Raw genomic sequence first — 11,661 nt, forward strand, 5'->3', positions numbered from 1 at the left:
ATGAAAAATACATTGACAATTGCGCTCTCTAAAGGGCGAATTCTTGAAGAAACCTTGCCGCTTTTTGAGAAGGCGAACATCATACCTATAGAAGATATTAAGAAAAGCCGGAAACTGATTTTTGATACGAATCATGACAACATTAAGTTGGTGATTTTAAGAGCAACGGATGTCCCCACCTATGTTGAACACGGTGTAGCTGACTTTGGTGTGGCGGGTAAAGATGTGCTAATGGAGTCATCAACTAAAAATTTATATGAATTGGTTGATTTGAAAATAGCAAAATGCAGACTGATGACCGCTGGTGTTGTTGGGGTTGAGTTACCTAGTCGGCGTTTGAAAGTTGCCTCTAAGTTTGTTAAAACGGCCAAAGCATACTTTGCTGAACAAGGTATCCAGGCCGACGTCATTAAGCTTTACGGTGCAATGGAGTTGGCTCCAATTATGGGGTTGGCTGATCTAATTGTGGATATTGTAGATACTGGCAATACACTCAAGGCTAATGGTTTGGAGGCGAGGGATCATATCGCTGATATAAGTACGCGTTTGGTTGTTAATAAAGCGGCCTATAAGACAAAATATCAGCAAATTGAGCCAATTTTGGAAATGCTTAGAGATGCTGCCAATAAGGCTTAGGAGGCGTTTTGAAAATTAATATTACTAACTTTTCGTCCAAGGATGAAGGTTTCTATTCAAAGCTTGATTCAATACTTGCTTGGGATTCTGTATCAGATTTGGATGTGCAGGCTAGCGTATTGAACATTGTTGACTCAGTTCGTCGAGAGGGCGATTCTGCGCTTGTTGAATTTACTAATCGTTTTGATCGTCGGCAGGTAGCAAGTCCTAGTGAGCTCGAAATTAGCAAGGAACAATTGCAGGCAGCAAGAGCCAGGGTCGATTCTGGTATTGTTCTTAGTTTAGAGGCCGCGGCTAAAAGAGTTAATGATTACCATGAAAAACAAGTGCAGGAATCTTGGCAATATCAAGAGGCGGACGGTACTATTCTTGGGCAAAAAATTACGCCTTTAGATCGTGTTGGTGTTTATGTTCCTGGTGGGAAGGCGGCCTATCCTTCGTCTGTTTTAATGAATGTTATGCCTGCGAAGGTAGCAGGTGTAAAAGAAATCATTATGGTGGTTCCGACACCCGATGGCTTTGTAAATGATATAGTTTTGGCTGCAGCAGATATTGCGGGTGTTGATAAAGTTTTTACCGTCGGTGGTGCGCAAGCGATTGCTGCATTGGCCTATGGGACAGAGACGATTCCAAAAGTCGATAAGATTGTTGGCCCTGGTAATATTTATGTTGCTACAGCGAAAAAAATGGTTTTTGGCGTGGTTGGGATCGATATGATTGCTGGTCCGTCCGAAATTTTAGTCGTTTGTGATGGCAAGACTGATCCGGATTGGATTGCAATGGATTTGTTTTCGCAAGCGGAACACGATGAGGATGCTCAATCTATATTAATATCTCCTGATGCATTGTTTCTTGAAAAGGTGCAGCAGTCGATGGAAAGACTGATCGAGACTCAGTCTAGGAAAGCCATTATTTTGACGTCGTTGGAGTCTCGAGGTGCATTTATACATGTTGAAAGTATGGAGCAAGCGATTGATGTGGCTAATCATGTAGCGGCAGAGCATTTAGAGTTGTCTATCGATAATCCTGAGGAGTGGGTTGGTAAAGTTCGACATGCCGGTGCTATCTTTATGGGGCGTCATACGCCAGAAGCTTTAGGTGATTATTGTGCTGGGCCAAATCATGTGTTACCAACGTCCGGAACTGCAAGATTCTCTTCGCCTCTTGGTGTATATGATTTCCAAAAACGGAGCTCATTAATTTATTGTTCTCCTGAAGGGGCGAGCGAGCTTGCGAAAATAGCTTCTCCTTTAGCAAGGGGTGAGTCGTTAGAAGCGCATGCTTTGTCTGCGGAATATCGTATTTTAGAGTCTAAATAGTTATGGAAGTAAAGCCGACTAGTGCTTTGTATCAATTGCGTTGGGTTACGCGTGTATTGGCTGTTGTGATTTTGGCTTTGGTAGCAATTGGAATGTTGTTACCAAGTCAGTATTATATAGAAAGGTCTATTTTTATAAATACGTCTCCTTCACGAATGTCGCTTTATTTGAATGATTTGTCGGTTTGGAGTCGCTGGATGCACCTGCCCAATGAAGGGGTGTTTGTGACTGAACCTGCATTCTTGTTGGACGAAAAACAGTCTCTCAGAATTAAAAACCTTGATGCTGAAGATGGGCGATTGGATGTGTTGTCTTTTGGTGATGAGGAAATCATTTTTTCTGTTATTCCCAAAAAAGGAATCTTGCCTGTGACTAACCGCTTGGGGTGGTATCGCGAGGGTCAAGGTGTGAGAGTGGTTTGGAGTGTTAATGGTGAATTAAGCGCTGGTTTGATTGGGCCATACATTGCTCTTTTTGCTAATGATATCGCAGGCAGTAATTTAGAGGCAAGTTTAGACACATTAAAAGAAGCGCTTCAATAATATTGGCTTGAGTGCCCCATTTCTTGGAAGCGTTCAATGGTGATATTGGCTTGATAGGACTGATTTCCTCTTATTCCAATAACGCTGATTTTTGACATGATAGGAAGTTTTGTAATTAGGGATTGTGCGTCCTTAGGCGTGAGGATTTCCATATCGTTTATTTTTACAATGATGTCGCCAATTTGTATGCCCGCCTCTTGAGCTGGGCTCATATTGTCGACTTTGGAAATTAATAGGCCTTTGTTGATGGGAAGAGCTAATGATTGAGCTATTTCAGGTGTGATTGCTTCTGTTTTAATGCCTAAATAACCCCGTTCTATCTTTCCGTATTTAATTATTTCGTGCATTACATAGAGGGCATCTGCAATTGGGATAGCAAATCCTATTCCTTGTGAGCCGCCGGTATTTGAGAAAATGGCCGAATTAATACCAATTAACTCTCCGTTATTATTGATTAAGGCGCCTCCAGAGTTCCCTGGGTTAATGGCTGCATCTGTTTGAATAAAATTTTCGTAGTGATTGAGGCCAATGTTGCTTCTTGAAAGGGCGCTTATGATTCCCATCGTTACTGATTTTTTGAGTCCGTAGGGGCTTCCTATAGCCAGTACAATGTCACCGACCTGGATGTTGTTTGAGGTTTCTATAGGGTGCTTGGGTGAATCCTCGTGAGGGATTTGTAAGACGGCAAGATCGGTTGCGCTGTCACTTCCGACTAACTTTGATGTAATTCGTTGTTGGTTATTCAGAACCACTATTACTTTATCTGTGTTGGATATTAAGTGTTTATTGGTAAGAATGTAGCCGTTCTTAATGATCACTCCTGAGCCAAGGCTATCTAGGCTTTCTGCTTGGTGTTCATTTTTTAGTGGTTTGGTATGTTGATTTTTTTTATAGGTATAGATACTAACAACGTAAGGTGTTGTTTTGCTAATGGGGGCTGTGAATGAATGGTTTGAAGGATTAGTCTTTACTTGTAGAGCTTTAAGTCCCCAGCCGATGCTTGAGCCGATAAGAAGCAGAATAAATGCAGTTCCAAATAACTTTATTGTCATAAATTGAATCTTGGTGGAAAAATGAATAGAGATAAACTAGCTAGTGAGCTAGATGCTATATTAAATGTGAGCCAGTTTAAAGACTATGCCCCTAATGGTTTGCAGATACAGGGAGTTGATGAGATTAAAAAAGTCGTAACTGGTGTGACGGCATCTCAGGCACTAATCGATGAAGCAATCAAGGTAAATGCAGATGCAATCATTGTGCATCATGGATATTTCTGGAAAGGTGAGGCGTACCCTATCACCGGGATGAAATACCGTAGAATTTCATCTCTTATTAAGCATGATATTAATTTGTTTGGCTATCACTTGCCTTTGGATGCACATCCAGAGTTAGGTAATAATGCGGGATTAGCAAACGCGTTAGGATTGTGTAACCGTATAGGATTGCAGTCGGGTGTTGAGTTAAAGAATGCAATTGGGCTGATTGGCGATTTAAAGAGTGTGATGTCCGTGGAATCATTTAGGTGTCTAGTGTCTGTGGCGGTTGGTCGGGATGTGTTATTTGAAAAAGTGAATGATAGAAAAATAAGTAAAGTTGCTTTGTGTACGGGCGGAGCGCAAGACTACATAGAGCAGGCTGCATTGATGGGGGCTGATGTGTTTATTACAGGAGAAGTATCAGAAAGAACCATTCATGTTGCGAGGGAAATGGGTATTCATTTCTGTGCGGCAGGTCATCATGCAACAGAAAGATTTGGGGTTATTCAGTTGGCTGATTATTTAAAGGCGGAATTTGGTTTGAGTGTAGAGTTTATTGATATTGATAACCCAGCGTAGCAGTTACCAATATCAATTCACGATAAGCAGGGATCATTTTGTCTTAGATTGTAGGCCAAAATCTTCGCTGAGCGTACCTGAGGCGTCAATTGAATAATCTTTTGGTGGCTCTTCAGGTGTCTTTTCTTCAGTTTCGGTACTGCCTGTTTCTGGTGAGTTTAATGATTCTGAAGCAACTTTGCTTGTCGCAAGGGCGTTTGTACCGGTAGATAATTGGCGTTTTAGCTCTAAAACAGCCTTTTCAGCTACGATAAGTTTTTCGTTGGCTTCTGTGAAAAAATCATCAATTTCAGTTTGTTTTCGTTCAACTTCAAATTGGACTGCTTCTGATGGAATGTGAGTGCCATTGGTTGTTTTTTTGGTTGCGTTAAGGTTTCCTTTCTTAAGGATAAGACCAATAATAAGTCCTAATGCCGCGCCGGTAATAAAAATGATAATGTCAAATACTTCTAGGTTCATGACTAACTCCTGAAAATGAATGGCGCTATTATAACGGAAAGACCTTAAGTTAGGACACTCCTAATGATGTGGTTTTGATATGATTTTGATAGAATTGTTAAATTAATTAACTGTGTGATAGGTAAAAATGACACCACTCGAGCGATATAAGAAGGACCTAGAGCGTCCAGATTTTAATTACGATCCTGCACAAGAAGAGGCCGTGATGGCGTTGCAAGATTTATTTTTGCGATTGACTGAAGTAAAAGTGACTAAAAAGAAAGGGATCTTTGGGCTTTTTAAAAAACATGAAGCGGTCGACGTGGAAAAAGGTTTGTATTTTTGGGGCGGAGTAGGGAGAGGGAAAACCTACTTGATGGATACCTTTTATGACTGTCTACCTTTTGAAAGAAAGACAAGGTTGCATTTCCATCGATTTATGCAGATGGTTCATAAAGAGTTACAACAACTGCATGATGTCAAAAATCCATTAGAAATTGTTGGAAAGCGAATTGCATCAAAAGCAAAAATCATCTGTTTTGATGAGTTTTTTGTAAAAGACATTACTGACGCCATGATTTTGGCTGGTTTGCTAAAAGTGTTGTTTGAAAATGGTACTTCCTTAGTGGCTACATCAAATATAGAGCCCGACGGTTTGTATAAAAACGGTCTGCAAAGAGCTCGATTCCTGCCTGCCATTGAGTTGGTGAAAATACATACCAAGGTAATGAACATTGATGGTGGTGTAGACTACCGTTTGAGGGCATTAAAGCAAGCTAAGCTTTACTATACGCCTCTTGGTGATGGTGCAAATAAGAGTCTTTCGGAGAGTTTTGCTCGCTTAGTGCCTGATTTGAATCAAGTCAAGCAGGGTGGGGCTATTGAGATAGAGGGGCGAAAAATATCTTTAATAGAAAGTTGTGAGGATGTGGCATGGTTTAGTGTTTCTTCATTGTGTGATGGGCCTCGTAGTCAGGTGGACTATATCGAAATAGCTAAGTTGTATACGACGATAGTGTTAAGCGACTTGCCTCAAATGGATGCCTCTAAAGACGATATAGCCAGACGATTTATTAGTTTGGTTGATGAGTTCTACGATCGGCATGTTAAGCTGATAATCTCGGCTGAGGTGCCTATCCATGAAATTTATACGGGAACCCAATTGGCTTTTGAGTATGATAGGACAGTCAGTAGATTATTAGAAATGCAATCCGAAGAGTACTTGTCCCTTGAACATAGGCCATGAACAGGGTGCTGACTATTTAGTTTTAAAAACTGCTTTTATTGTGCTGGCTAATTAATGTATAATTTGCTCGCCTTTTTTAAGGTATATGCAAGTTGTTAAATAAGAGCTTTTAGGAGCTGTTTGTTTAGCAACCAATAATAATAGGTATTGAGCACGCTATAATGTGTGCAAATTGAAAGGGTTTTTGATGAAAACTTTTACTGCAAAACCTGCTGAAGTGACACGCGATTGGTATATCGTTGACGCTGAAGGCAAAACACTTGGTCGCTTAGCTACAGAAATCGCTCGCCGTTTACGCGGTAAGCATAAAGCAGAATATACTCCTCACGTTGATACTGGTGATTACATCGTTGTTATTAATGCTGAAAAAGTACACGTTTCTGGTAACAAAGCACAAGACAAACAATACTATCGCCACACTGGTTATCCAGGCGGCCTTCGTTCCATGAGTTTTGAAAAGTTGATTGATCATGCTCCTGAGCGTGTTCTTGAACTTGCCGTTAAAGGTATGTTGCCTAAAGGTCCTTTAGGTCGTGCAATGCACAAGAAAATGAAAGTGTATGCTGGAACTCAGCATCCACATGCAGCACAACAGCCTCTAGAACTTAAACTTTAATACGGAAGATCATTATGTCTGCTAATCAATACTACGGTACAGGTCGTCGTAAAACCTCTACTGCACGTGTGTTTTTAAAAGCCGGTGCTGGTAATCTAGTTATCAATAATCGCACAATTGAACAATACTTTGGTCGTGAAACAGCTCGCATGGTAGTTCGTCAGCCTCTTGAGTTGGTTGATGCTACAGAGAAGTTTGATGTTTATATCACTGTTAAAGGTGGTGGTATCTCTGGTCAGGCGGGTGCAATTCGTCACGGTATTACTCGTGCATTGATGCAATACGATGAATCTCTTCGTCGTGCTCTACGTACAGCTGGTTTCGTAACTCGTGACTCTCGCGAAGTGGAACGTAAGAAAGTTGGTCTACGCAAAGCGCGTCGTCGTCCACAATTCTCCAAGCGTTAATATTGGAATTTTGTTTAAAACGCCTGGTTATCCAGGCGTTTTTTTTATGCGTTATATCAGTATATTTATCTGTTAAAGGAATGTTTCCTTGCCAGAGACGCTTGTTTTTTTTACTATTCGCAAGGCAATAATTTTAAGATTGTCAGCTTAGTGGCTGATATTTGTAATTTGGTGGGAGAGAACCATAATGAGTCAAAGCGGCGTAAATAAAGGTCGACGTCGATTTCTGATTGGAGCAACTAGTGCTATTGGTGCAGTTGGTGCAGTTGGTGTAGCGACCCCCTTTGTTGCTTCTTGGAACCCGAGTGCAAAAGCTAAGGCAGCTGGTGCTCCGGTCAAAGTCGACATAAGTAAGTTAGAAGTTGGTCAACAGATGATCGTTGAGTGGCGAGGTCAGCCAGTATGGGTGGTAAATAGAACACCTGAAACCTTGTCTAACTTAGAAAAAATATCTTCAAAATTAAGTGATCCTGAGTCGATAAAAGAGCAACAACCTTCTTATGCTCAAAATAGCTATCGTTCTATCAAACCAGAAATCTCCATTCTTCTAGGAATCTGTACGCATCTTGGTTGTTCTCCAACATACCGACCAGAGATTGCTCCTGAGGATTTGGGCCCAGAATGGGTTGGTGGTTATTTTTGTCCATGTCATGGGTCTAAGTTTGACTTGGCTGGTCGTGTATATAATGGTGTTCCTGCGCCAATTAACTTGTCTGTTCCACCTCATCAGTACCTAACCGATACTGTGATTGAGATTGGTGTTGATGGAGGTAATGCATAATGGCTGCTTTAAAAAATCTAATGGGATGGATTGATGATCGCCTTCCTGTTACTCAGGCTTATGAAAAGCATATGAGTAAGTATTACGCGCCAAAAAACTTTAATGTTTTTTATATATTCGGCGTGTTATCCATGGTTGTTTTAGTTAACCAGATTCTTACAGGTGTATGGTTAACAATGAGTTTTACGCCTTCTGCTGAAGCGGCTTTTGCTTCGGTTGAATATATCATGCGTGATGTCGAGTACGGTTGGCTTATTCGTTATATGCATTCAACAGGCGCTTCAGCTTTTTTTGTTGTGGTCTATTTGCATATGTTTCGAGGATTGCTTTACGGTTCCTATCAAAAACCACGTGAATTAGTGTGGTTATTTGGTATGGCTATTTATTTGTTGCTTATGGCAGAAGCGTTTATGGGGTATTTGCTTCCATGGGGGCAGATGTCTTACTGGGGTGCGCAGGTTATCATCTCGTTATTTGGTGCTATTCCTGTTATTGGGCCTGATTTAGCTCAATGGGTTCGTGGTGATTACCTTATCTCTGGTATTACTTTGAACCGTTTCTTCTCCTTGCATGTTATTGCTCTACCTTTGGTTTTGGTCGCATTAGTGGTTCTGCATTTACTTGCTTTGCATCATGTTGGCTCAAATAATCCTAAAGGTGTGGATATTAAGAAGCATAAAGATGAGAACGGTATTCCTTTAGATGGTATTCCATTCCATCCTTTCTACTCTGTTCATGATTTGGTGGGTATTGCTGTATTCTTATTTGTATTCTGCTCGGTTATCTTCTTCTTCCCTGAAATGGGTGGGTATTTCCTTGAGAAGCCTAACTTTGAAGCGGCAAACCCGTTGAAAACACCAGAGCATATTGCTCCAGTGTGGTACTTCACTCCTTTCTATGCCATTTTGCGAGCAGTAACGTTCCCATTGTTCGGCCTAGATGCGAAGTTCTGGGGTGTAGTGGCAATGGGTGGTGCTATCGCGATTCTATTCGTATTGCCTTGGTTGGATCGTAGTCCTGTAAAATCAATGCTTTATAAGGGGTGGATTAGTAAAATCTTCTTGTTTATATTTTGTATTAGTTTTGTAGTGCTTGGTGTGTTGGGTGTTTTACCTTCGACTGAATTGCGTACGACAATTGCTCAAATTGCTTCCGTAGTATACTTCGCTTACTTTATTTTAATGCCTTGGTATACTCGTTGGGAAAGTACAAAACCAGTGCCAGAGAGGGTGTAATAATGAAAAAGTTTTTTGTAACAGTTGCACTGGCTGTATTACCTGTTTTGGGTTTTGCTTCTGGTGGCGCTGGTGTTGAGCTTCAGCATATGAGCGCTGATCTACATGATAAGTCCTCGCTCCAGCGAGGTCTTCAGACCTTTACTAACTATTGTATGGGCTGTCATGATGCGGGGTATGCTCGTTTTGAGCGTGCATCAACTGACTTGGGTATTCCTGCGGAGTTGTTTGAGGAGCACTTGTTGCCTGCGGGTAAGAAAATCGGTGACTTGATGTCTAACTCAATGGATTCTGCTGACGCTAAAGGTTGGTTTGGTGCTCCACCGCCTGATTTGACTTTGGTTGCACGTGTTCGTGGTAAAGATTGGGTTTATAGCTATTTACAAGCCTTTTATGAGGATGAAACTCGTCCTTGGGGTGTGAATAATACGGTTTTCCCTAATGTGGGTATGCCGAATGTTCTTGAATCTTTACAGGGTGTTCGTCATATGACATGTGCTCAAGCTCCTGCACATGATGAGCATGGTAAGCCTTTATTTGATACTTTGACTGGTGATGTATTAACCGAAGAGAAGTGTGATGTAATTGCTCAAAAATCAAAAGGGCAGCTTAGTGATGATGAGTTTGAGCAAGTGGTATATGACTTGACTAACTTTTTGGTTTACATGGGTGAACCAAGCCGTCTACAAAGTGAATCTTTGGGTCTAAAAGTTCTCTTATTTATTATTTTGTTTGGTATTTTTGCTTTCCTTCTTAATAAAGAATATTGGAAAGAAATACATTAAAAATGCAGCAGCAATTGATTACGATGTGATTAATTGCTGCTTTTTGTTTTGTGGCCCCGGATGGGGTTTTCGTTGTTTCTATAATAGGGGTTTTACATGGGTGTTATCGCTAAACGCTCCTCAATGACTTTTTTCTCTGATGGGGAAGATCATTATAGTCATCGAGTTAGAATAGTATTGGCTGAAAAAGCAGTCACGGTTGATATTATTGATGTTGACCCATTTAATAAGCCAGATGAATTGGCAGATATAAATCCATATAATGAGCTTCCTGCTCTTATTGATCGTGATTTGGTTTTGTATGAGCCAAATGTAATGATGGAATATTTGGATGAGCGCTTTCCTCATCCTCCGCTTTTGCCTGTATATCCTGTGGCACGTGCTGAAAGTCGTTTGTTTATGTATCGTATTCAGCGTGATTGGGCAAAGTTGGTTGACTTAATTCTGATAAGTAAGGATGCAGAAGCCGTTGCTAAAGCGCAGAAAGAGCTACGTGAAGGTTTAATGAATGTTGCTCCGATTTTTGAAGAAAAACCGTATTTCATGAGTGATGAGTTTACTATCGTGGATTGTTGTATGGCTCCTATTTTATGGCGCCTTCCAATTTTGGGTGTTGAGATTCCTAAAGATCAAGCAAGGCATCTACATAAATATATGGATCTTTTGTTTTCTAGAGAGTCTTTCATAGAAAGTCTGTCTGAAGCTGAGCAGGAAATGCGTCTTGATTGATCTAAGTGATTAGGTTTAAGATGGATATCTAAGAGGAGCTTTTGAGCTCCTTTTTTAATGCGATTTTTAATTGGAAGTGTACATGAAACCGAAAAGATCTTATTTATTGAAAGCGGCTTATGAGTGGGTTGTAGATAATGATTTGACTCCCTACTTGCTTGTTGATGCAAATAACGAGTCAGCTGTTGTTCCTGTTGAATTCGTTCAGGATGGGCAGATTGTTCTTAATATAAGTATGGGGGCTGTGAGAAATCTATTGATGGATCAGCATGGTGTTTCTTTTGAGGCTCGATTCTCTGGTAAATCAATGAATGTGTATGTGCCTATTGCTGCAGCACAGGCTGTATATGCAAAGGAAAATGGCGATGGACTGTTTTTTCCGGAAGAAGAGTTTCCGAATGATTCAGACCCAACGCCTCCAACTGAGCCTAAAAGGGAAAAAGGGTTTAAGTTGCAAGTTGTTAAATGAGTGCTTGATTATTCGGCTGTGATTTTACTCTTCATAGCCGAATAACTGTCGTTCAATTAACTCAACGAGAGTGTGAATTACTAAGGTCTGGCATTCGTGTACTCTTGCTGCACCTAATAGGTTTATTCTTATCTCGGTGTCATCCTGAGATGTTAAAGATGATATGTTTTTTGCTTCTGGACTTGTTAAGGCGACAACATGGAGCTTTCGTTCATGGGCGGCTTGGATTGCTTGTATTATTGGGGATGTGTTGCCCCTGTTGGCCACGACGAATAAAACGTCCCCGGCATTGCCTAAAGCTGTAATTTGTTTTGAAAAAACATCGTGATAGCTATCGTTATGGCTGATCGCAAGAATTGCAGTGCCTTCGGAGGCTAAGTTGATTGAGGGCAATCCAGGTCTTTCTCTGTCCATCCTATCTATTAAGAGTGTATTGAAGTATTGAGATAAATAGGAACCCGTACTATTGCCACAGCACATAATTTTGTTGCCGGCAGCGATGGTGCTAAAAATGACATGTGCTGCATGCTCAATGTGAGGAGGTAGGTTTTCAAAAGCTTGTTGTTGTGCTTCGAAGCTTTGGGCAAATTGAGTATAGATCGTTTCTTGAAAATCCATAGTGG

The 11,661-nt window shown here is 40.8% G+C and carries 15 protein-coding genes; 12 read left to right on the forward strand and 3 right to left on the reverse strand.

Translation table 11 applies throughout. The features are described from left to right. The 3 genes from hisG to O1D97_RS15840 are packed head-to-tail and all read left to right on the forward strand — an operon-like array spanning position 1 to position 2,497. On the forward strand, positions 1-636 hold the full coding sequence (hisG, locus tag O1D97_RS15830) for an ATP phosphoribosyltransferase (protein ID WP_269127138.1): 636 nt from the start codon (positions 1-3) through the stop codon (positions 634-636). Between the two features lie 8 nt (positions 637-644). Further along, a complete protein-coding gene (gene hisD, locus O1D97_RS15835; RefSeq protein ID WP_269127139.1) occupies positions 645-1,955 on the forward strand; it encodes a histidinol dehydrogenase in 1,311 nt (436 codons plus the stop codon). Positions 1,956-1,957: 2 nt separating this feature from the next. Then, positions 1,958-2,497 (forward strand): SRPBCC family protein, encoded by a 540-nt coding sequence (locus tag O1D97_RS15840; RefSeq protein WP_269127140.1) that lies wholly within the window; start codon positions 1,958-1,960, stop codon positions 2,495-2,497. On the opposite strand, the gene O1D97_RS15845 is transcribed toward O1D97_RS15840, so the two are convergent. After that, complete coding sequence (locus tag O1D97_RS15845; protein ID WP_269127141.1) at positions 2,491-3,549, reverse strand: S1C family serine protease; 1,059 nt, start codon at positions 3,547-3,549, stop codon at positions 2,491-2,493. The genes O1D97_RS15840 and O1D97_RS15845 overlap by 7 nt on opposite strands. Before the next feature lie 21 nt (positions 3,550-3,570). Here O1D97_RS15845 and O1D97_RS15850 point away from each other — a divergent pair, with 21 nt between their 5' ends. After that, positions 3,571-4,332: a Nif3-like dinuclear metal center hexameric protein gene (locus tag O1D97_RS15850; protein ID WP_269127142.1), complete on the forward strand. Its 762-nt coding sequence runs from the start codon at positions 3,571-3,573 to the stop codon at positions 4,330-4,332. A gap of 33 nt (positions 4,333-4,365) precedes the next feature. On the opposite strand, the gene O1D97_RS15855 is transcribed toward O1D97_RS15850, so the two are convergent. Beyond that, the gene (locus O1D97_RS15855; RefSeq protein ID WP_269127143.1) at positions 4,366-4,791 is read right to left on the reverse strand and encodes a ZapG family protein; all 426 of its coding nucleotides are present in this window, start codon (positions 4,789-4,791) and stop codon (positions 4,366-4,368) included. Positions 4,792-4,918: 127 nt separating this feature from the next. Between O1D97_RS15855 and zapE the strand changes: the two genes are divergently transcribed. From zapE to O1D97_RS15895, 8 genes are all read left to right on the forward strand, one after another. After that, a complete protein-coding gene (gene zapE / locus O1D97_RS15860; protein ID WP_269127144.1) occupies positions 4,919-6,016 on the forward strand; it encodes a cell division protein ZapE in 1,098 nt (365 codons plus the stop codon). Between the two features lie 187 nt (positions 6,017-6,203). Beyond that, a complete protein-coding gene (rplM, locus tag O1D97_RS15865; protein WP_269127145.1) occupies positions 6,204-6,632 on the forward strand; it encodes a 50S ribosomal protein L13 in 429 nt (142 codons plus the stop codon). A gap of 14 nt (positions 6,633-6,646) precedes the next feature. Further along, positions 6,647-7,039, forward strand: coding sequence for a 30S ribosomal protein S9 (gene rpsI / locus O1D97_RS15870; RefSeq protein WP_191603083.1), 393 nt, complete (start codon positions 6,647-6,649; stop codon positions 7,037-7,039). A gap of 187 nt (positions 7,040-7,226) precedes the next feature. Further along, the gene (gene petA, locus O1D97_RS15875) at positions 7,227-7,820 is read left to right on the forward strand and encodes a ubiquinol-cytochrome c reductase iron-sulfur subunit (RefSeq protein WP_269127146.1); all 594 of its coding nucleotides are present in this window, start codon (positions 7,227-7,229) and stop codon (positions 7,818-7,820) included. Continuing rightward, entirely contained in the window at positions 7,820-9,055 is a 1,236-nt protein-coding gene (locus O1D97_RS15880) for a cytochrome b (RefSeq protein ID WP_269127147.1), read from the forward strand. The genes petA and O1D97_RS15880 overlap by 1 nt, the downstream gene beginning before the upstream one ends. Before the next feature lie 2 nt (positions 9,056-9,057). Beyond that, the gene (locus O1D97_RS15885) at positions 9,058-9,840 is read left to right on the forward strand and encodes a cytochrome c1 (RefSeq protein ID WP_269127148.1); all 783 of its coding nucleotides are present in this window, start codon (positions 9,058-9,060) and stop codon (positions 9,838-9,840) included. A gap of 96 nt (positions 9,841-9,936) precedes the next feature. Next, positions 9,937-10,569, forward strand: a complete 633-nt coding sequence (locus O1D97_RS15890; RefSeq protein ID WP_269127149.1) for a glutathione S-transferase N-terminal domain-containing protein — start codon at positions 9,937-9,939, stop codon at positions 10,567-10,569. 82 nt (positions 10,570-10,651) lie between these two features. Further along, positions 10,652-11,038, forward strand: coding sequence for a ClpXP protease specificity-enhancing factor (locus O1D97_RS15895; protein WP_269127150.1), 387 nt, complete (start codon positions 10,652-10,654; stop codon positions 11,036-11,038). Between the two features lie 24 nt (positions 11,039-11,062). Here the strand turns inward: O1D97_RS15895 and O1D97_RS15900 are convergent, their stop codons facing one another. Then, positions 11,063-11,656: an SIS domain-containing protein gene (locus O1D97_RS15900; protein ID WP_269127151.1), complete on the reverse strand. Its 594-nt coding sequence runs from the start codon at positions 11,654-11,656 to the stop codon at positions 11,063-11,065. Positions 11,657-11,661 lie beyond the last annotated feature (5 nt).

Source organism: Marinomonas phaeophyticola (assembly GCF_026966905.1).
GTDB lineage: Bacteria > Pseudomonadota > Gammaproteobacteria > Pseudomonadales > Marinomonadaceae > Marinomonas > Marinomonas phaeophyticola.